This is a genomic window from Rhizobium sophoriradicis (assembly GCF_025200795.1).
Classification (GTDB): Bacteria; Pseudomonadota; Alphaproteobacteria; order Rhizobiales; family Rhizobiaceae; genus Rhizobium; species Rhizobium sophoriradicis.
On the sequence record NZ_CP104153.1, the window covers coordinates 702,271 to 721,228 of the forward strand.

Annotated in this window: 21 protein-coding genes; 6 read left to right on the forward strand and 15 right to left on the reverse strand. The window is 62.4% G+C overall.

From position 1 onward, the window contains the following. Positions 1–78: 78 nt before the first annotated feature. The 6 genes from N2597_RS25250 to N2597_RS25275 all read right to left on the reverse strand — a co-directional run bounded on the left by N2597_RS25250 (position 79) and on the right by N2597_RS25275 (position 4,703). Positions 79–753 carry a 4-carboxy-4-hydroxy-2-oxoadipate aldolase/oxaloacetate decarboxylase gene (locus N2597_RS25250; protein WP_040113070.1) on the reverse strand — a complete coding sequence of 225 codons (675 nt, stop codon included), beginning with the start codon at positions 751–753 and terminating at the stop codon, positions 79–81. Positions 754–841: 88 nt separating this feature from the next. Continuing rightward, a complete protein-coding gene (locus N2597_RS25255; RefSeq protein WP_183596011.1) occupies positions 842–1,678 on the reverse strand; it encodes an ABC transporter substrate-binding protein in 837 nt (278 codons plus the stop codon). A 31-nt stretch (positions 1,679–1,709) separates the two neighbouring features. After that, a complete protein-coding gene (locus N2597_RS25260; protein ID WP_040113072.1) occupies positions 1,710–2,474 on the reverse strand; it encodes an amino acid ABC transporter ATP-binding protein in 765 nt (254 codons plus the stop codon). Beyond that, positions 2,471–3,229, reverse strand: a complete 759-nt coding sequence (locus N2597_RS25265; protein WP_040113073.1) for an amino acid ABC transporter permease — start codon at positions 3,227–3,229, stop codon at positions 2,471–2,473. The genes N2597_RS25260 and N2597_RS25265 overlap by 4 nt, the downstream gene beginning before the upstream one ends. Further along, a complete protein-coding gene (locus N2597_RS25270; RefSeq protein WP_183596013.1) occupies positions 3,226–3,933 on the reverse strand; it encodes an amino acid ABC transporter permease in 708 nt (235 codons plus the stop codon). Before N2597_RS25270 ends, N2597_RS25265 begins: the two co-directional genes overlap by 4 nt. Then, a complete protein-coding gene (locus N2597_RS25275) occupies positions 3,930–4,703 on the reverse strand; it encodes an SDR family oxidoreductase (RefSeq protein WP_106796357.1) in 774 nt (257 codons plus the stop codon). Before N2597_RS25275 ends, N2597_RS25270 begins: the two co-directional genes overlap by 4 nt. Before the next feature lie 232 nt (positions 4,704–4,935). Here N2597_RS25275 and nac point away from each other — a divergent pair, with 232 nt between their 5' ends. Next, positions 4,936–5,841, forward strand: a complete 906-nt coding sequence (gene nac, locus N2597_RS25280; RefSeq protein ID WP_040143173.1) for a nitrogen assimilation transcriptional regulator NAC — start codon at positions 4,936–4,938, stop codon at positions 5,839–5,841. 13 nt (positions 5,842–5,854) lie between these two features. Here nac and N2597_RS25285 read toward each other — a convergent pair whose 3' ends face one another. From N2597_RS25285 to N2597_RS25325, 9 genes are all read right to left on the reverse strand, one after another. Beyond that, positions 5,855–7,057 (reverse strand): pyridoxal phosphate-dependent aminotransferase, encoded by a 1,203-nt coding sequence (locus N2597_RS25285; RefSeq protein ID WP_183596016.1) that lies wholly within the window; start codon positions 7,055–7,057, stop codon positions 5,855–5,857. A 61-nt stretch (positions 7,058–7,118) separates the two neighbouring features. Beyond that, positions 7,119–7,886, reverse strand: coding sequence for a 5-oxoprolinase subunit PxpA (locus tag N2597_RS25290; protein WP_106796356.1), 768 nt, complete (start codon positions 7,884–7,886; stop codon positions 7,119–7,121). A 21-nt stretch (positions 7,887–7,907) separates the two neighbouring features. Further along, entirely contained in the window at positions 7,908–8,903 is a 996-nt protein-coding gene (locus tag N2597_RS25295) for a 5-oxoprolinase subunit C family protein (protein WP_096763902.1), read from the reverse strand. Next, positions 8,900–9,607, reverse strand: coding sequence for a 5-oxoprolinase subunit PxpB (gene pxpB / locus N2597_RS25300; RefSeq protein ID WP_183596018.1), 708 nt, complete (start codon positions 9,605–9,607; stop codon positions 8,900–8,902). The genes N2597_RS25295 and pxpB overlap by 4 nt, the downstream gene beginning before the upstream one ends. Next, positions 9,604–10,029 carry an acetyl-CoA carboxylase biotin carboxyl carrier protein gene (locus tag N2597_RS25305; RefSeq protein ID WP_183596020.1) on the reverse strand — a complete coding sequence of 142 codons (426 nt, stop codon included), beginning with the start codon at positions 10,027–10,029 and terminating at the stop codon, positions 9,604–9,606. Before N2597_RS25305 ends, pxpB begins: the two co-directional genes overlap by 4 nt. Next, the gene (accC, locus tag N2597_RS25310) at positions 10,026–11,420 is read right to left on the reverse strand and encodes an acetyl-CoA carboxylase biotin carboxylase subunit (RefSeq protein ID WP_183596022.1); all 1,395 of its coding nucleotides are present in this window, start codon (positions 11,418–11,420) and stop codon (positions 10,026–10,028) included. Before accC ends, N2597_RS25305 begins: the two co-directional genes overlap by 4 nt. After that, positions 11,420–11,851 (reverse strand): acetyl-CoA carboxylase biotin carboxyl carrier protein, encoded by a 432-nt coding sequence (locus tag N2597_RS25315; protein ID WP_183596024.1) that lies wholly within the window; start codon positions 11,849–11,851, stop codon positions 11,420–11,422. Before N2597_RS25315 ends, accC begins: the two co-directional genes overlap by 1 nt. 212 nt (positions 11,852–12,063) lie before the next feature. Further along, entirely contained in the window at positions 12,064–12,336 is a 273-nt protein-coding gene (locus N2597_RS25320; RefSeq protein ID WP_183596026.1) for a CopG family ribbon-helix-helix protein, read from the reverse strand. Positions 12,337–12,429: 93 nt separating this feature from the next. Next, entirely contained in the window at positions 12,430–13,500 is a 1,071-nt protein-coding gene (locus N2597_RS25325) for a LacI family DNA-binding transcriptional regulator (protein WP_077994378.1), read from the reverse strand. A 222-nt stretch (positions 13,501–13,722) separates the two neighbouring features. On the opposite strand from N2597_RS25325, the gene N2597_RS25330 reads away from it, so the two are divergent. From N2597_RS25330 to N2597_RS25350, 5 genes are all read left to right on the forward strand, one after another. Beyond that, positions 13,723–14,676, forward strand: coding sequence for a sugar phosphate isomerase/epimerase family protein (locus N2597_RS25330; RefSeq protein ID WP_096763908.1), 954 nt, complete (start codon positions 13,723–13,725; stop codon positions 14,674–14,676). Between the two features lie 58 nt (positions 14,677–14,734). Beyond that, positions 14,735–15,967: an ABC transporter substrate-binding protein gene (locus tag N2597_RS25335; RefSeq protein WP_183596028.1), complete on the forward strand. Its 1,233-nt coding sequence runs from the start codon at positions 14,735–14,737 to the stop codon at positions 15,965–15,967. A gap of 104 nt (positions 15,968–16,071) precedes the next feature. Continuing rightward, positions 16,072–16,959, forward strand: coding sequence for a carbohydrate ABC transporter permease (locus N2597_RS25340; protein ID WP_106796347.1), 888 nt, complete (start codon positions 16,072–16,074; stop codon positions 16,957–16,959). After that, complete coding sequence (locus N2597_RS25345) at positions 16,959–17,843, forward strand: carbohydrate ABC transporter permease (protein WP_106796346.1); 885 nt, start codon at positions 16,959–16,961, stop codon at positions 17,841–17,843. The genes N2597_RS25340 and N2597_RS25345 overlap by 1 nt, the downstream gene beginning before the upstream one ends. 7 nt (positions 17,844–17,850) lie before the next feature. After that, positions 17,851–18,933 carry an ABC transporter ATP-binding protein gene (locus N2597_RS25350; protein WP_183596030.1) on the forward strand — a complete coding sequence of 361 codons (1,083 nt, stop codon included), beginning with the start codon at positions 17,851–17,853 and terminating at the stop codon, positions 18,931–18,933. The last annotated feature ends 25 nt before the right edge of the window (positions 18,934–18,958 follow it).

An 18,958-nucleotide genomic window follows, 5' to 3' on the forward strand; every position in this document is an offset into this window, starting at 1 on the left:
TCATATCTGTCCGCTTTATAGAACATGCGTCCGGGATAGTGTCCAGAGTGGCTGTGCGCGCTCAGGCCCGCTCCCTTGTCAAATATCGACGACGAGGCCCTTGGCTTTCAGCACTGGCGCCAGATTGCTGACCTCGATGACCGATTTCCCCTGCTTGTAGGCGGCGATATAGCCGGCTTCGGCATCCTCGCGAGCCTGCGAAAGCCTCGCTGCTTCCTGCGCTTCCTGCCTGCGCACGACCACCAGGCCGTCGGCATCTCCGACGATGATGTCGCCGGGGTTGATGGTTTCGCCGCCGACGATGATCGGATCGTTCACCGCCGCAATGGTTTCCTTCACCGTGCCCTTGATGCAGACGCTGAGCGAGAAGACGGGGAAACCGAGTTCTCGCAACTGCAGCGTGTCGCGCACGCCGGTGTCGGTGACGAGACCGCCGATGCCCTTGGCAAGGCAGGCATTGGCAAGCACATCGCCGAAGGATCCGGCCTCCTCGTACTCGCCCGCCGACACGACGATGATATCGCCGGGCTTGGCATAGTTGATGGCGAGCTGCAGCATGATGTTGTCGCGCGGCGCGCATTTGACCGTGAAGGCCGGGCCGCAGAGTTTCATGCGGTAGTCGACCGGCTTGAGGCGGGAGGAGAGCGCGCCGCGGCGCCCCTGGGCTTCGTGGATGGTCGCCGGCGAAAATTTCGAAACGGCCTCGATGTCAGCTTTGCTGGGCCGTTCAGCGATGTCTTTTATATGAATCATGGGTGCCTCACATCGTTGGTAGACGGCGGGCAAATCCCGCCGTCTTATCTCGGTTGAATGTCTTCGGGAGGTTCCGAGACCGGTCGGTCTACGGGATCGGGTCGAATTTCAGCTGCGCGAGCGGCACGACCTTATCGGTGCGGGTCATCTTGTACTCGGTGTTCGGGCCGAGCCACTTGTCCCAGATCTTGTTGATCTCGCCAGATTCGTCGAGCTTGTGCAGGATTTCGTTGATCTTGGCCGTCAGCTTCGGCTGATCCTTGGCCATGCCGATGCCGATCGGCTGGTAGAGCATCGGCTCCTCGATCATCCGCATTTCCTTGCCCTTGCTCTTCGATTCATTGACGAACTTGGTCGTCGTCATGGTGTTGGCGACCATGCCGCGCGCTTTGCCCTGCTGGACGGCGAGATAGGCCGAGGCGGTATCCTGGAAGGTCAGCGGGTCGGATTTGTTGAGCTTGATCGACATCTCCGATGTCGAGCCCTTGGTCGAGGCGATGCGTTGGCCGGCATAATCGGCCTTCGTCTTGCCGGCATCGTCGGCCGGCACGATCAGCATTTCCTTGGCGAGATAATAGGGATCGCTGAACTGGATCTGTTCGGCGCGGCTCAGCGTATAGGCAAGGTTGGCGACGGTAATATCGACGCGGCCGAGCTTGACCTCGGGTACGCGCGCCTCGACCGAGACCGGCTTGATTTCAGCCTTGACGCCCAATTCCTTGGCGATAGCGCCGCAGAGGTCGACGTCGAAACCGGCCATCTCACGGGTCTTCGGATCCGGCGAGGCAAATGGCGGAACGTCGGCGAACGTCGCGCAGCGCAAGGTTTTGGCCGACATAATGGTGTCGAGCTGATCGGCCTTTGCCGGCATGGCGGCCGCGATGCCGGCAAATGCGACGGTGAGGCTTAGGTATTTCCAGTTCATTGCTGTTCTCCTTTGTTTTTGGTCGTTGGTATCAGTGCCTGAGATCAGCGAGGAAACGCTGAGCCCGGGGATGGCGCGGATTGCTGAAGAATTCCTTTGGGGTCGCCGTTTCGATGATCTGGCCGGCATCGATGAACCAGATCCGGTCCGCGACCTCGCGTGCAAAGCCCATTTCGTGGGTAACGCAGAGCATGGTCATGCCTTCGGCGGCCAGGCTCTTCATGACGGCGAGCACTTCGCCGACCATCTCGGGATCGAGCGCGCTCGTCGGTTCGTCGAACAGCATCACCGGCGGCTCCATGGCAAGCGCGCGGGCGATCGCCACCCGCTGCTGCTGGCCGCCCGACAGCTGACCCGGATAGGCGCGGGCCTTGTCGGCAAGGCCGACCCGATCGAGGAGCTTGAGGGCCTTTTCATGCGCGATCTCGGGCGCCACACCCTTCACCCGGATCGGCGACATCGAGACGTTTTCGGCGACCGAAAGATGCGGAAACAGGTTGAAGTTCTGGAATACGAAGCCAATCCGGCTGCGCATCGCGTTGAGTTCCCTTGCCCGCATCGAGGCATGAATGTTTTGCCCTTCGAGCGTGATCGATCCGCTATTGATCTCCTCGAGGCGATTGATCGTGCGGATCAACGTCGATTTTCCCGAACCGGAGGGTCCGCAGATGACCACGACCTCGCCGCGCGCGACTTGCGCGTCGATATCCTTCAGGACCGGGTAGTCGCCGTAGCTCTTGCAGACCTGGGACAGCCGGATCGTCTGCGATTCCTGCGTTGAAACGGACATGGTCATAGCTGCTCCGATACGATTTTCGACGGTGCGGCCAGGGCAGCGGCGGGGACGTTGAGAAGTCCCGCACGCCGCCGCGTGATGCGCCGCTCGAGGCGATTGGCGAAGTAGGTCAGCGTCCAGCAGATGATGAAGTAGACGATCGCCAGGATGAGGAAGACCTGGAAGGGTTGCGTCAGCAGCTGGTTGTTGACCTGGCTTGCCGCAAAGGTCAGATCAGGCACGTTGATCACATAGCCGAGCGTCGTGTCCTTGATCGTCGAGACGAAGGTGGAGATGATGCTCGGGATCATGTTGTAGAGCGCCTGCGGCAGGATGATGTAGCGCATCGCGCCCATATAGCCGTGGCCGAGCGCGCGCGCCGCATCCATCTGGCCGGGCCCGAGGGCGACGATGCCGGCTCGGACGACTTCGCTGAGGAAGGCGCTCTGATAGACCACGAGCGTCGTCAGCATGGTGACGAAGCTCGGCACGTCTGCGCCGGTCAGCAGCGGAACCAGGAAATAGCTCCACAAAATGAGCATCAAGAGCGGCACGCCCCTGGTGAAATAGACAAGTGCCGTGACCGGCCAGCGCAGCAGCGGCGACTTGGAAAGCCGCGCCATTGCAAACAGGATGCTAATCGGAAAGGCGAGAGCGATGCTCAGCGCCGACAGGATCAGCGTATTGGCGAGCCCGCCGAGCGGTCCGTTCGGATATTGGCCGATCAGGAGCAGCAGCCAGTAGTCGCGGACGATGGCGATCATGTCCTGGATCATGCGCGCGCCCTCCAGGCGGGATCTGCGCGCATCGACAGATAGGCGCCGATGCTCATGATCACGAGCGAGAAGAAGAGGTAGAGAACCGTGCCGATCAGGTAGATTTCGAAGGTGCGGAAGCTCAGGTTTTCGACTTCCTTGACGGCATGTGTCAGCTCCGACGCGCCGATGACGACGGCGAGACTGCTGTTCTTGAACAGGGAGACGCTGTGATTGATAAGCGGCGGCAGCGCGTTGCGCACGCCCTGCGGCATGATGACGAAGCGCATCGCCGAGACATAACCGTGGCCGAGGGCACGAGCGGCCTGCATCTGGCCGTCGCTGACCGAACGTACGCCCGAGCGAAGATCCTCACTGAAATAGGCCGCCTGGCAGAGCCCGAGCCCGATCACCGCGAAGATCGCCTCGGCATTGTGGCTGGCGAGCCATGTCGCAACACCGTTCGGCATCAGGGTGAAAATCCCGAAATACCACAGCATCAGCTGCACCAGCGTCGGGACGTTCCTGTGATAGGAAACGTAAGCGGCGACCAACGGATCGCCGAAGCGAAAAGGCGACAGGCGTATACCGAGCAACAGCAGTGCGAGCGCCATCGCCAGCGTCCAGGACCCGGCATAGATGATGAAGGTCATCTGGATGCCATGCAGCAGCATCGCCGCATATTCAGGATTTCCGAGGATCGCTGAAAGGTCGAAACCGCTCACGGAGTTGGCTCCCCTGATGGATCCGTCTTCGGCTGCGGCTTCGCCGTCTGCAGACCGCCCATGACCTGCAGCGTCGGGGTGATCTCCATATGTCCGATATTGACGGCGACAGGGGCGGCGATAGCAAAGGCAATGGCGTCGGCGATATCGGTTGCCTGCGGCAGTTCGAACCCGTCGATGAACCGCTCGCGGATGCTGGGATCATCGCCGTGAACGTGATGGAAGATATCGGTGGCGACCCGGCCGGGGCAGATTTCCGTGACCCGCACCCGCTTGCCGAAAGCGTCGATGCGCAGCTGGTTGGACAGCATGCTCACCCCCGCCTTGGTGGCGTGATAGGACGAGTTGCCGCCGAAATTATAGGCGCCGGCGATCGACGAGATGTTGATCACGTGGCCGCGGTCTCGCGCCACCATGCCCGGCACGACGAGGCGGCAGATATGCAGAACCGCCCTCAGATTGACGTCGACGATGAGATCGATATCGCCCTCATCGGCTTCCAGGAACTTCTTCGGCCGGTCGACGCCGGCATTGTTGACGAGAATGTCGAATTCCACTTGGCCCGCGAGCTCGGCAATCGCCGGCCGGTCGGTCACATCGATGGCGTGGGCAATGCAGCCCGTACGCTCGGCCAGCTGCTGCAGCGCCTGGGCACTGCGGGCAACGGCATGGACTTCGATCTTCTCCCGGCGAAGCCGCTCAACCACGGCTGCGCCGATCCCGGAGGATGCGCCGGTCACCAGTGCGGTCTTGTAGTCGGAGAATGGCATTGTCGTTCCCTTGTGGTTGATTAAGACAGTAGCGAAGCTTTAACCCCTTGCCTAAGACCGATTATCTCTGGAGCAATAAGCAACGGTTATGGAGCAGGTGCGGTCTGCCGAAGAAGAGAATGCGGCGATGCCGGTACTCTCTCTCGGCCTTGCCTCGGACCGCATCGCGTTGCAAAAGCAATGCGCCTCTGCAAACATGCCATCCGCAGATCAGAATGGTACCCCGATCCCCATGGACATCAGACGCCTCAAATCCTTCATCGTGATCGTCGATAGCGGCAGCATCACACGAGCGGCGGATCTTTTGCACATCGCCCAGCCGGCGCTCAGCCAGCAGCTTGCAGCACTTGAAGAGCATTTCGGCCACAAGCTGCTGATCCGCAGCCAGCAGGGCGTCAGCATGACCGATGCCGGACACGCGGTATATCGCCATGCCCAGATCATCCTTCGGCAGATGGAGCAGGCACAGGCCGATGCTTCCGCCGCCGGCAATTCGCTTGCCGGGCGCGTCTCGGTCGGCCTTGTGCCGTTCAGCAGCGCGGCGACGCTCTCCGTCGATCTGCTGGCGGAAACGCGGAAACGGCATCCCGGCATTCTGCTGCACCTGACAGAAAGCGTCGGCCAGACCTATAGCCAGATGATCATGAACGGCCGGCTGGAAATGGCGCTTCTGCATGGAACCGGGCCGATCAAGGGCGTGCGGTTCGAACCGATCCTCAGCGAAGAGTTTTTCCTGGTCGCCCATCGCGACTTTGCCATCGAAGCGGATACGAAACCCGTTGCGGTCAACGCTCTCGACGGCATACCGCTGCTCCTGCCACCGGCCTATAATTTCGTCCGTCGCGCGGTCGATACCGCTTTCACCCGCACGCGCACCAATTTGAAGGTCGTGGCGGAAGTTGAGATCGTCCGAACGCTCGCCCGCGCGGTCGGCAGCGGCCTCGGCGCGACGATCATGCCGAAGGCGATTGCCGATCGCATCGTCTCGGAATCGAGCGAGCCGCTGATCTGCCGGCTCGTTTCGCCGCGGATCGAAGAAACCCTGTCGCTTTGCGTTTCCGATCAGAATCCCTTGTCGGAACCGGCCCTTGCCGTCCGGGATATCCTTCTCGAGTTGACGGCGCGGCTGAAAGCCTGAGAGGGCGCGCCGGTCAGCGCATATCCTTACAGAACTGGGCGATCCGCGCGCAGCCTTCGCCGAGTTTTTCCATGCTTGTCGCGTAGGAAATGCGAAAGAAGGGGCTCATTCCGTAAGCAGCACCCTGCACGGTCGCGACGTGATGCTCCTCGACGAGCGCCATGACGAAATCGACGTCGGTCTCGATCTTCCGCCCGCCCTTGCTGGTCTTGCCGATCAGCCCTGATATGTTGGGATAGATGTAGAAGGCGCCTTCGGGCCGGTGGCAGCGCAACCCTTCCACCTCGGATAATTTGTCGAGAACGAAGTCGCGTCGCGTCTTGTAGATCGCGGCCCGTTCCTTCAGCAGATCCTGCGACCCGTCCAGCGCTGCGGTTGCGGCCGCCTGGGTGAGTGTGGCGATGCCGCCGCCATTCTGGCCGTTGACGTTGCTGACGGCGGAGATCAGCTCTTTCGGTCCGGCGCAAAAACCGAGCCGCCAGCCGGTCATCGCATAAGCCTTGGAGACGCCGTTCATCGTCAGGACGCGATCGTAAAGCCTCGGCTCGACCTCCGCGATCGTGCAGAACTGGAAGTCGTCATAGACCAGGTGCTCATAGATGTCGTCGGTCATGATCCAGACATTGGGATGGCGCAGCATGACCTCGGCGATGGCGGCCATCTCCGCCCGGGAGCAGGCGGCGCCGGTCGGATTGTTCGGGAAATTCAGGAAGAGCCATTTGGTCCGCGGCGTGATCGCCGCTTCAAGGTCCTCCGGGCGCAGCTTGAAGCCTGCCTGCTCATGGCAGGGAACGGCGACCGGCACACCGCCGGCAAATTTGACGATATCGGCATAGCTGACCCAGGAGGGTGTGGGAATGACGACCTCGTCGCCCGGATTGCAGGTCGCCAGCATGGCGTTGAAGATCACCTGCTTGCCGCCGCCCGAGACGACGATCTGGCTGGCATCGTAGTCGAGATTGTTGTCACGCTTGAATTTCCTGATGATGGCGGCCTTCAGCGCCGGCGTGCCGTCCATCGGCGGATATTTCGTATCGCCGGCAAGGGCTGCCGCATGGGCCGCTTCGATTGCATGCGCCGGGGTGGGGAAATCCGGCTCGCCGGAAGAGAGGCTGACGACCTTGATTCCTTTGGCGGCCAATTCCCGGGCGCGCTGGGTCATGGCGGCGGATGCTGAAATGGAGACGTTTTTCAGACGGTCGGCGATCACGGACATCGGCATGGTCCTTCGATGAGGGATTGAAACGAGAGACCGCCCGCAGGCGATCGGAATTGCGTCAGTCGGCGAGTTCGGCGGCAGGTGCGAGGGTGGCACCGGTGGCTTCGATTTCACGGCGCACGATGCCGGCAAGCTCGAGGGCGCCCGGCGTGTCGCTGTGGACGAGGATGGAGCGCGCCGGCATGGTGATCACGCCGCCGTCGATGGTCTCGATGCTGCCGTCGAGGAGGAATTTTCGCACACGGGCGCGTACCGCCGCTTCGTCCTTGATGACTGCCCCGGGCAGCCCGCGCGTGACAAGCCTGCCGCCGGCGTCATAGGCCCGGTCCGCGAGGAAAAGCGCCAGCGTCTTCAGGCTCGCGCGTTTGGCGGCTCGCTCGATCTCGCTGCCTGATGTGACGAAGACGACGAGATTGGCGTCGACGGTGGCGATCGCATCCATCATCAGGTCGGAAAGGACAGGGTCGCGGTTGACCATACTGCCCATGGCGGCGTGGAAACTGATATGGGAGACGGCGACCCGCTCGGCTTTGGCGATCGCCATCAGCGCGCCGAGCTGGTAGAGCATCTGTTGACGAAGCTCGTCCGCCTGAAAAGGCATCTCGCGCCGGCCGAAGCCCAGCCGGTCGGGCAAGCCGGGATGGGCGCCGATGCCGACGCCATTCTGTTTTGCCAGCCGCACCATCCGCCCCATCGTATCGGGGTCGCCGCCGTGGAAACCGCAGGCGATGTTGGCCGAGGAGACGATTTTCATCATCGCTTCGTCGTCGCACAGCCGGTAGGGACCAAATCCCTCGCCCATGTCGGAATTCAGATCGATCTTCATCAGTTCCTCCTTTCGCTTCCCTTAGGCCATCGCCTTCAGGGCGCGCTTGACCATCCCGGATGTCAGCCTGACATCCTCGACATAGCGGGAGACGGCCTGTTCGACTGCGCGCGCCTCCGCATGCGTCGACCGGATGAATTTCAGGCGGGCGCCGATGCGGGCCTGCCCGAGCCGCCAGAGGTCGCATTCGATCACGCCGGCGACCTTCGGATAGCCGCCGGCGGTATTCGCATCGCTCATCTGCACGATGGGTTCGCCGCCGGGCGGAACTTGGATGACGCCGGGCACGACGCCGTGGGAGCGCATCTCGATGGAGGCGGTCGGCGTGATCGGCTCGCCGGACAGACGGTAGCCCGTGCGGTCGCTGCGCGAGGAAATCCGCCAGGTCTGGCCCCAGAAGGCTTCGCCGTCGCCGGCGAAAAGATCGTGCTCGCCGGCAGGCAGGGCACGGATCGGCAAGGTGTCGTCGACGGGCGCCGGGAAGACGTCGCGCAGTGCCACGGCCGGCTCGACGACGGCGAGGCCCGTGGCCGGCAGCATGGCAATCTCCGCGTCCTCGCCGACCGCGATCCGATCGCCTTTCACCAGCGGCCGGCCGGCATTGCCGCCGAAGCCGCCGCGCAGCGACGTGCTGCGCGACCCCATGACAACTGGAATATCCAGCCCGCCGCCGACCGAAATATAGGCGCGCGCCAGCCGCGGGGGCTGCTTCAGTTCGAGAGCCTGTCCGGGCTCTGCCACATAGGCGCACCAGGCAATGAGTTCCGATCCATCAAGGTGAGGATTGCCGTCGGCACCGGTCACGGCAAAGACGGTGCGCCGCTCGAAACGCAGGCTGAACGGGAAGGTCTGGACCTCGATCACCGCAGCATTCTCGTCATTGCCGACGAGAATATTACCGATCCTGACCGCAAGCGGATCCATCGCGCCGCTCGCCGACACGCCGATGTCGCGATAGCCGGGGCGTCCCAGATCCTGCACCGTGTTGAAGGGCCCGGTTTCCAAGATCTCGATCATAGCTCGATCCTTGCCGGCAGGAACCGCACCGTATCTCCGGGCGCCATCATGGCAGGGGTCGGCGCGGTCGGGTCGAACATCTCAAGCGTCGCAAAGCCGATAGAATTCCAGCCATTGGGGCCGGTCAGCATGGCGACGCCGGTCTGCATGCCGCCGATCGTCACGCAGCCTTTCGACATCTTCAGCGACGGCACGGTCTTTCGCGGCATGTAGATACGCGGATCGAGGCCATGCAGATAGCCGAAGCCGGGCGCGCTGCCCAAGGCGAAGACACGGTAGGTCGCTTCATGATGGATGCGGACGACCTCGCGGTCGCTTAAGCCCGAGAGATCGCAAAGAGCGGGAAGATCACTCGCATGTTCGCCGCCGTACTGGACGGGAATTTCGATGGTCTTGCCGTTGAGATCGATGCTCTGCGCATTCTCCCATGCCTCCAGCAGCCGGGCGACCGCGGCATCGGGGTCCTCGGGCGTCTCCTTGAAGATCACCAGCAGGTTGGTCATGCCGGGAATATCCTCGGCAAGATCCGCCCAGCCTTTGACGGTCCGGGACAGGGCCCAGATCCGTCGCTGCGCGGCAAGATCGAAGTCGCCTGGCGCCTCGAGCAGGAAGGATCTGGCCCCGATCGAGGAAACCCGCGCCCGGCTTTGGGTGGCCGGAACGATTTCGCGTTGCGATGCATGTCTGTTCGTCGTGGCGATCATGATGGCAGCTCGATTTCGAACAGAGGGTCACCGAAGCCGACCAGGGCGCTGGGCTCGGCGAGCAGCCTGGTCAAGACACCGGAACGGCCGGCGCGAAGGGGAAGCAGCAGGTGCCCTACCCTGATGAAGCCGAGGACATCGGCGTCGGATACGGAGCGGGGCAAAGTTTGGGGCGTGACGGCGGCGGCAGGATGTTCGGCGCAGAAATGCCCGGCCAGCGGCGCCGTCACGACGACAGGTGCGGAGTCCGAGGCGCGGCGTGGGGCTACCTGCGCGCTGATCCGGGCGCCGCCCTCTCCTAAAAGGACGATGCGAAGCTGCCCGTCCGGCCGGGAGATTTCGAGGCCCCTCACGCCGGCGGCCGTCAGCGCATCGGTGAGGAATGCAATGGTTGCGGGATCGCTGAAGTCGATGGCGCTCATGCCGCGGTCCTCCGCAGCTTCAGCCAGTGCTCGAGATAGTGGATATCGGTCTCACCGCGCGCGAATGCGTGGTCCTCGAACAGCGCGCGCAGGAAAGGGATATTGGTGGCGATGCCCTCGATCTCGGTGCCGGCAAGCGCCTCGCACATTCTGGCCATCGCTTTTGCCCGCGTCGGTGCGTGGACGATCAGCTTGGCGATCAGCGAGTCGTAATAGGGCGAGACCCTGTAGCCGGGATGGATATGCGTATCGACCCGGATGCCCGGCCCCTGCGGCAAAGCGAAACGGGTGATGACGCCTGCCGAGGGCAGGAAAGTGTCGGGATCCTCGGCATTGATGCGGCATTCGAAAGAGTGGCCCTCGCAGGTGACATTGCGCTGGGCAAGATCCAGAACCTCGCCCTGTGCCGCCTTTATCTGCGCCTGGACAATATCGACCCCGCTCGTCACCTCGGTGACGGGATGTTCGACCTGAAGCCGCGTGTTCATTTCGATGAAATAGAAAGCGCCGTCCTCATAGAGGAATTCGAAGGTGCCGACGCCGCGGTAGCCGATCTGGCGGCAGGCCTGCACGCAAGCCATGCCGACCGGCTGGATGATATCGGGCGCGATTCCCGGCGCCGGTGCTTCCTCCACGACCTTCTGATGGCGGCGCTGCATCGAGCAGTCGCGGTGCCCCAGCCACACGGCATTGCCGTGATCGTCGCAAAGAACCTGGATCTCGATGTGGCGCGGATGCTGGAGGAACTTTTCCATGTAGAGCGCGGGCGAGCCGAAGGCCTTGCGCGCCTCTTCCCGCGTCAGCGCGATCGCTTCATGCAGCTGATCGGCCTTCGGCACGACGCGCATGCCGCGTCCGCCGCCGCCTCCTGACGCCTTGACGATGACGGGATAGCCGATCTCCAGCGCGATGCGCTCGATTGCGGCCGGGTCGTCGGGCAGCGCGCTGTCGGGACCGGGAACGCAGGGGACGCCGGCCGCCATCATCGCCCGCTTCGCCGCGATCTTGTCGCCCATGGTTGCGATCGATGATGCCGTCGGCCCGATGAAGGTCAGCCCGGCCTTTTCGACGGCGTCGGCGAAGGCGGCGTTTTCCGACAGAAAACCATAACCGGGATGGATGGCGCCGGCGCCGGTCAGGCGTGCGGCGAGAAGAATGGCATCCTGATTGAGATAGCTCCTGCCGGCAGCCGAAGGGCCGATGCAGAGAAAATGGTCTGCGGTCTTGATATAAGGCGCTTGCCGGTCCGCCTCGGAGCAGATGGCGACCGTCTTCAGTCCGAGTTCGCGGCAGGCGCGCTCTATCCGGGCGGCGATCTCGCCGCGATTAGCGATGAGGACGGTGTCGAAACGGCGTCCTGAAGCAGCGGATTGTTCAGATGTTGCCGGCATCAGGCGATCTCCGCCAGCAGGTCGCCGGTCTCGACCTCGCCATTGTCGATATCGGTCAGGTGCGTGATGCACCCGGATCGCGGCGCGGCGATCGTATTGAAGACCTTCATCGCCTCGATGATGAAAAGGGTCTGCCCCTCCTCCACCGCGTCGCCGATCGCAACGAATGGCGGCTCGCCGGGCGCCGGCGCCCGGTGCAGGACGCCAAAGACAGGCGCCTTCACCGCATAAGAGCTTTTCTCGGCGCTTGAAGGCGCATCAGAGGCAAGGCTAATCTTCGATTCCGGCTTTTGCGGGGGCTCGGCAACGCCTGCCTCTGCCGGCGACGAGCGGAAAATCCGCACCGTCACGTCCTTTTCCGTCACGGTCAGCTCGGTAATGTTCGATCGTCCGACAAAGTCGATCAGCGTCTTGATCTTCGAGAGGTCCATGTGCGTGCTCGGAATTTCAAATTCCACCGCGCGCAAGCCTGAACTGCATGTCGCCCGGTGTTGTGATTTCGTAGCACGATGCGCCGACTGATGGGGTCAGACGAAGTTTTGATGGAGTGCAATCGGCGCACGCCTAGAAAGGTTTCGCCTGTCCGCCTAGGCGTAGGAACTCCCAGAGCACTCGAGGCCGCGGATTGCGGCCGGGGAGAAGATTACTTGTGGCATTCCGGGGCGAACAACTCGTCGTCAGTTCCCCAGGTCGAAAGCCACTTTCCGACCTCGACGCCGGTGACGTGCAATCCCGTCGCTTCAAATTCATTCCAGGCGTCAAGCGTCTCCTGCCGCCGCGCCTCGCGCTTCTCCTCGCGCTCGACATATTGCGCGATGGCTTCACGCATGATCCAGTGGGACGAACGGCGGCGGACCTCGGCCAGTTGTTGGACGCGGCCGTTCAGCTCATCATCGAGTTTGAATGGCGATGCCATCAGCTCTCCTTAGCAGAGGAAATACCTGACGCTAATTTAGGCGTCCTCGCTGTATTTGTCGTGAATGAATTCAATAAAGCAGTTCCGGCATTGTTAAGCCTTCGGAGCGGCGATGCTCTCCCGCAGGATAAGTTTGCTGCGGATGACGGTGCGCATCGCAACCGCATTTTGCGTCTGCCCGAGGGCGTTAAGCAGAAGTTCTACGGCAGCGCGCCCCATCTCCTCCACCGGCTGCTCGATCGTCGAGAGCGGCGGCGAGCAGAATTCGCAGACGGGAGAGCCGTCGAAGGAGACAATGGAGAGGTCGTCGGGAACGCTCAAGCCGGCGCGCTGAATGCGGCTCATGAATGAGATCGCCATGTCGTCGCTCGTCGCGATGACGGCTGTCGGCCTTGCCGCGAGCTTCATGAAATCATCGACCGCGCGGATACCGATCTCGAAGCCATGCTGATATTCCAGATCGCCGCCGGATCTCGACACGGCTTCCTCGGAAAGCCCCCCTGCCCGCAGCGCCTCGAGCACGCCACCGTAACGCTCGACGTCGTGATAGTTGCCTGCGGGGCCGGCGATATAGAGGAAGCGCCGATGACCGGAACGGAGCAATTCCGTCGTCGCGTCCCGTATCGCCTCCCGGTCATTGGTCACGACGCTCGGCAATCCTGCATCGCTCATGTCGAACAGCATCGAGACGATCGGCAGCCCCGAATCCGCGGGCGAACGCCCGTCGACTTCCGGAAGTTTCGATGAGAAGATGATGGCTCCCCGAACCGTTCCGCCGAAGGCAAGATCGAGGATGTGCCGTTCGGAGATCGCCTCGCGGTCAAGATTGGCGATCATCAAATTATACCCCCGCTGGATCAGGGATTTGTTGATGCTCTGCAGGACCTGCGGAATGATCTGCGAAGCGCCATAATAGGGTGATCCGGGCAGGATGATCATGATCGTATTGGATCTGCCGACCCTGAGACCACGCGCCATCGCATTGGGCGTATAGCCGAGTTGTTTGGCCGCCGCATTGATCCTGACACGTGTCTTCTCGTTGACCCGTCCGGGGTTGGCGAGCGCGCGGCTGACCGTCGATATCGCAACACCGGCGAGTCGCGCCACATCGGCCATCAATGCCGTTGACTGCTCCTCTCCAACTACATCCTTGTTTTTATTCACGTTTATTTCTCTCTCCGGGATGCTTCGATCTGCAACTCTAAGATAGGCGGTGGCTTATAGCAAACGTTTGCCAAAAATCGCTTGCCAAAAAAACCAGCTTGGCTATCATCTCCCAATGGCAAACGATTGCCATTTCTTAATGCGTTGAAAAACCATGGCTTATGAGATGCGGAACTGCTGTTCCGCACTCCGGAAAGTCGTGCCTCGAGAAATGGGATAGATATGGCTACTGCCGACCGGCTGCGCTTCGGCGTCGATCTCGTGACGTTCTTTCATCCTGGCTTCTGGGGCGTCGATAGCGATGATGCGATCGTCGCCTATGCGCGCGCCGAACCGCGCGCCTTCTGGGACAAGATCCTCGACAGCGTCCAGGCCTCCGGCGTCACCGGCGTCGAGCTGACCTTCTCGCCCTTCAACTGGCAGGATGCGATCAAGACCTATGGCTCCGTCGACGCCTTCGCGACCGAACTGGCGAAGCGCGGCCTGACGCTCTGCAGCGGCTTCTTCGCGGAACTGGAGGCGGCGGGCGATTTCACCGACCCCGAGGCCCAGCGTGCGCTGATCGACAAGGCGGAGCGCTATGCCGACTTCCTCAAAGCCTGCGGCAGCGAGATCATGGTGATCGGCGCCCCGCTTCGCCAGACGCTTGGCGCCCAGCCGGTGCAGTTTTATAATTTCGACCGCGCAAAGGCGATTGCCGACTTTCTGAACAGTCTCGGCGCGACCCTCTATGCCAGGGGCGTGCGGCTGGCGCTGCATACCGAGGCCCATTCGATTTTTGCCGGCGCGCGCGACGTCGATCTGATGATGCTTCTGACCGACCCCGCTTATGTGCATATGTGCCCGGACACGGCCCATATCATCGTTGCAGGCTCCGATCCCGTCCAGCTCGTCGATCGTCATCATGAGCGGATGATCATCGCTCATTGGAAGGATGCGATCGGCCCAATGCCCGCCGACACCCTGATCGACAAGCACATTCACGATCGCCACCGCCCCTATTTCTGCGGTTTCGGCCTCGGGCGGGTCGACTGGCCAGCCTGGATCCGGCTGTTGCGCGACCGCGCCTATGAAGGCTGGGCGATCCTCGAACTCGATGCCGCGCCGGATCCCGTCCGCGACATCGCCAATGGGCTGATGCTCGTCCGGCAGGCGCTCCTGCCGATCTATCGCTGACAATCATTCCGAAAACGACGAACGCCCCGCAAAGAGGGCATTTTCAAGAGGTGGAACTATGAAGACCATGATGAAGCTTTTTCTTGCCGGCGTGGCAGTTGCCGGCCTCTGCGCTTCGGCACAGGCCGAGGACAAGCCGACGATCGAGATCATGTCGTCCTGGACGTCGGGCGGCGAAGCAGCGGCCCTCAATGTCATCAGAGGCGAATTCGAAAAGCGCGGCGGCGTCTGGAAGGATTCGTCCATCGCCGGTTTCGGCGCGGCCGATGCGGCATTCCAGAACCGGATCGTCGCCGGCGACGCGCCGGGCGCCAAACAGGGCGTCATCGGCCTTGCGGCTGCGGATTTCGTCGGCCAAGGCCTGTTCAACCCGATCGACGACGTCGCTGCCGCCGGCAAATGGGCCGACGTCCTGCCGAAATCGATCACCGATCTCATTTCCTATGACGGCAAGGTCTATCTCGCGCCGACCGGGGCCCATGGCGAAAGCTGGGTCTTCTATTCCAAGGAAGCCTTCGACAAGGCCGGCATCGCCGAGGAGCCCAAGAGCTGGGAAGAATTCTTCACTGACCTCGACAAGCTGAAGGCTGCCGGCATTATTCCGGTCGCCTGGGGCGGGCAGCCGTGGCAGCAGACCAAGGTCTTCAACATGATCCTGCTTTCGCAGGTCGGGATCGACGGCTTCCTGAAGATTTATGTCGACAAGGACAAAAGCGAGGCATCGGTCGAGGGCGTGAAGAAGACCCTGGAAATCCTCGGCAAGCTGCGCGCATATGTCGATGCCGGTGCTGCCGGTCGCAATTGGAACGATGCGACAGCCATGCTGATCACCGCCAAGGCCGGCGTGCAGTTCATGGGCGACTGGGCCAAGGGCGAATTCACCGTCGCCGGCAAGGAGCCTGGCAAGGATTATGGCTGCATGATCGCGCCGGAATCGAAGGGCATGGTCTACATCGCCGACTCCCTGTGGTTCCCGAAGACCGGCAATGCGGACACCGACAAGGCGCAGAAACTGCTCGCCGAGGTCGTCATGGACCCGGCCGTTCAGGTCGAGTTCGCGCTGAAAAAGGGCTCCGTGCCGATGCGCACCGACGTCGACAAGTCGAAGCTCGATGTCTGTGCCCAGAAGGGTGCGGAGCTGATGGCTTCGGGCGCGATCGTGCCCGACCAGGCAATTGTGCTGACGCCCCAGCAGGTCGGCGCGCTCGACGACTACGTCGACGAATACTGGAGCGGCGGCTCGAATGACGCAGCCGCTGCGGCTGAAAACTTCTTCGCCATCTTCGAGTAGGATAGCGCGCGTGGCGTCGGCCCGATCCCGACGCCGCGGCTGCCCGGCCGCTGCCTTCGCGCAGCGGCGCGAGCCCTGCTTTTCATCCGTCAACGAGCTGGCCGATGTCCATCAAACGCAAGCCCAATCTCTCCGCGACCATCGCGCTGCTGCCGACATGGTTCGTCGCAGTCGTGGTCTTCATCGGCACCATGGCCTGGTCGATCAGGCTATCCTTCACCAATTCGACGCTTTTTCCGTCCTCGACCTATGTCGGCCTTGCGCAATATTCGAAACTCTTCTCTTCCGCCAAATGGCTCGCATCGCTGCAGAACGTGCTGACCTTCGGCATCCTCTACGTCGCCGGCTGCCTGCTGCTCGGCTTTCTGCTGGCTGCGGCGCTGGACCGCAAGATCCGCTTCGAAAGCGCCTTCAGGACCATATTTCTCTATCCCTACGCCATGTCCTTCGTGGTGACCGGGCTGATCTGGCAATGGATGCTCAATCCGACGCTCGGCATCCAGGCGAGCGTGCGGTCGCTCGGCTGGGAAAGCTTCGTTCTCGACTGGGTGGTCAATCGCGACATGGCGATCTACGCGCTGGTACTCGCCGGCATCTGGCAGGGCGCGGGACTGGTCATGGTCATTGCGCTTGCCGGCATGCGCGGCATCGAGGCCGAACAATGGAAGGCGGCGCGCATCGACGGCATTCCGGTCTGGCGGATCTACGTCTCGATCATCCTGCCACAGCTCGGGCCGGCGCTGGCGGCGGCCGGCATGCTGCTCGCCATGGGCGTGATCAAGACCTACGACATCGTCGTCGCCATGACCAATGGCGGCCCCGGCAATGCGACTGAGGTGCCGGCGAAATTCATCATGGACAATCTGTTCGGGCGCCAGAATCTCGGGCTTGCCACAGCCGGCGCGACGGTGCTTGTGCTCGGCGTCATCATCGCGGTCGCCCCTTTCCGCTATGTGATGCACATGCGCGCAAGAGTGAAGGGAGCCGCCTGATGGCCGGTCCTCATCCGAACGGCCCGAAGCCGGCACGGCTCACCGCCGGGCGCATCGGCCTTTATGCCTTCCTGGTCGTGGCAGCACTTTTCTTCCTTCTGCCGCTCTACACAATGGTCGCCACCTCGCTGAAATCCATGGACGAGATCCGGCTCGGGCAGATCTTCGCTCTGCCGGCCAGGATCGATGTCTCCGCCTGGGCGACCGCCTGGTCGGGCGCCTGCATGGGAACCGTCTGCGTCGGCATTCGCAGCGGCTTCTGGAATTCGGTGGCAATCACCCTTCCCGCGGTCGCGCTCTCGGTTTTCATCGGCGCCGTCAACGGCTATGCGCTGTCGCTCTGGCGGCCGCGCGGGGCAAATCTGCTCTTCGGCCTGCTGATGGCCGGCGGTCTCATCCCCTACCAGATCTTCCTCTATCCAATGGTCCGCGCCATGGCGAGTATCGGCCTCTACAATTCGCTCGCCGGCATCATTCTCGTCCATGTCATCTTCGGCCTGCCGCTGGTGACGCTGCTTTTCCGCAACTATTTCGTCAGCGTGCCGGAGGAGCTCTGCAAGGCGGCGCGCGTCGACGGCGCCGGTTTCTGGCGCATCTTTTTCGAGATCATGCTGCCGATCGCCGTGCCGATGATCGTCGTGGTCTCGATGCTGCAGTTCACCGGCATCTGGAACGACTTCCTGCTCGGTCTCGTCTTCGCCGGGCGCGACAATCTGCCGATGACCGTCCAGCTCAACAATATCGTCAACACGACAATGGGCGAGCGCACCTACAATGTGAACATGGCGGCGACGATCCTGACCGCCATCGTTCCGCTTGCCATTTATTTCCTGTCCGGCCGCTGGTTCGTGCGCGGCATCGCCGCCGGCGCAGTCAAGGGGTAACGCTTCCATGCAATCCGCCGTCTCCGTCAAGGATCTTAAGATCGCCTATGGCCACCATACGGTGATCGAGAAAATGTCGATCGATATTGCCCCTCAGGAATTCCTGGTGCTGCTCGGCCCTTCCGGCTGCGGCAAGTCCACGCTGCTGAACGCCATTGCCGGGCTGCAGGACATCGCTGCCGGCGAGATCTGGATCTCGGGCAAGAACGTCAGCTGGGAGGAGCCGAAGGACCGCGGCATCGGCATGGTGTTCCAGTCCTACGCGCTCTACCCGCGTATGTCGGTCCGCAAGAACCTGTCTTTCGGCCTTCGCGTCGCCGGTCTGCCGAAGGCCGAGATCGAGGCCCGTGTCGCCCGCACCGCCGCTCTCCTTCACCTCGACACGCTGCTCGACCGGCGGCCGGCCGAGCTTTCCGGCGGCCAACGCCAGCGCGTCGCCATCGGCCGGGCGCTCGTGCGCGAAGTGGATGTCTTCCTTTTCGATGAACCGCTTTCGAACCTCGACACCAAGCTGCGCAACGAATTGCGGGTCGAGATCAAGAAGCTGCATCAGCGCCTCGGCAACACGATGATCTACGTGACCCATGATCAGGTCGAGGCCCTGACCCTTGCCGACCGCATCGCCATCATGCGCGACGGCGTCATCCAGCAGCTTGCCTCGCCGGCTGATATCTATCGCCGCCCGGCCAACCTCTTCGTCGCCGGTTTCATCGGCGCGCCGGCGATGAACTTCGTCGAGGGCCGGATCGAGTGCGGCGACAGCGCGCCGGTCTTTCGGAGCAAGGGGCTCGCCGTCGATCTCTCCGGCTATTCCTTTCAAGCAGCTGTGGCGGAAGGACCGGCAACGCTCGGCTTTCGCCCTGAGCATCTCGTGCTCGACGGGCCGGCAGCCGGCCTGCCCACCATTCCCGGCCGCGTTTCCGTCGTCGAGCCGATGGGATCCGATGCGGTCGTCTGGTTCGATTGGGCCGATCAAAGCCTCTCCCTCAGGCTGATCGGTGACGTCACCCTGCAGCCAGGCGACGCCGTGGCTCCCGGGCTCGATATCGCCAAGGCGTCGCTCTTCGGCGCCGACGGATCGCGGCTCTGATGGGCCGTCCCTTTGTTTTCTCGCA

Bases quoted from the DNA above. Each gene is read 5' to 3' on its own strand.
- N2597_RS25285 (WP_183596016.1), bottom strand. From the start codon at position 7,057: ATGTCCGTGATCGCCGACCGTCTGAAAAACGTCTCCATTTCAGCATCC.
- nac (WP_040143173.1), top strand. From the start codon at position 4,936: ATGGACATCAGACGCCTCAAATCCTTCATCGTGATCGTCGATAGCGGC.
- N2597_RS25315 (WP_183596024.1), bottom strand. From the start codon at position 11,851: ATGGACCTCTCGAAGATCAAGACGCTGATCGACTTTGTCGGACGATCG.
- N2597_RS25330 (WP_096763908.1), top strand. From the start codon at position 13,723: ATGGCTACTGCCGACCGGCTGCGCTTCGGCGTCGATCTCGTGACGTTC.
- N2597_RS25320 (WP_183596026.1), bottom strand. From the start codon at position 12,336: ATGGCATCGCCATTCAAACTCGATGATGAGCTGAACGGCCGCGTCCAA.
- N2597_RS25260 (WP_040113072.1), bottom strand. From the start codon at position 2,474: ATGACCATGTCCGTTTCAACGCAGGAATCGCAGACGATCCGGCTGTCC.
- N2597_RS25290 (WP_106796356.1), bottom strand. From the start codon at position 7,886: ATGAAGATCGATCTGAATTCCGACATGGGCGAGGGATTTGGTCCCTAC.
- N2597_RS25335 (WP_183596028.1), top strand. From the start codon at position 14,735: ATGAAGACCATGATGAAGCTTTTTCTTGCCGGCGTGGCAGTTGCCGGC.
- N2597_RS25340 (WP_106796347.1), top strand. From the start codon at position 16,072: ATGTCCATCAAACGCAAGCCCAATCTCTCCGCGACCATCGCGCTGCTG.
- pxpB (WP_183596018.1), bottom strand. From the start codon at position 9,607: ATGATCGCCACGACGAACAGACATGCATCGCAACGCGAAATCGTTCCG.
- N2597_RS25350 (WP_183596030.1), top strand. From the start codon at position 17,851: ATGCAATCCGCCGTCTCCGTCAAGGATCTTAAGATCGCCTATGGCCAC.
- N2597_RS25250 (WP_040113070.1), bottom strand. From the start codon at position 753: ATGATTCATATAAAAGACATCGCTGAACGGCCCAGCAAAGCTGACATC.
- N2597_RS25275 (WP_106796357.1), bottom strand. From the start codon at position 4,703: ATGCCATTCTCCGACTACAAGACCGCACTGGTGACCGGCGCATCCTCC.
- N2597_RS25265 (WP_040113073.1), bottom strand. From the start codon at position 3,229: ATGATCCAGGACATGATCGCCATCGTCCGCGACTACTGGCTGCTGCTC.
- N2597_RS25345 (WP_106796346.1), top strand. From the start codon at position 16,959: ATGGCCGGTCCTCATCCGAACGGCCCGAAGCCGGCACGGCTCACCGCC.
- N2597_RS25295 (WP_096763902.1), bottom strand. From the start codon at position 8,903: ATGATCGAGATCTTGGAAACCGGGCCCTTCAACACGGTGCAGGATCTG.
- N2597_RS25305 (WP_183596020.1), bottom strand. From the start codon at position 10,029: ATGAGCGCCATCGACTTCAGCGATCCCGCAACCATTGCATTCCTCACC.
- accC (WP_183596022.1), bottom strand. From the start codon at position 11,420: ATGCCGGCAACATCTGAACAATCCGCTGCTTCAGGACGCCGTTTCGAC.
- N2597_RS25255 (WP_183596011.1), bottom strand. From the start codon at position 1,678: ATGAACTGGAAATACCTAAGCCTCACCGTCGCATTTGCCGGCATCGCG.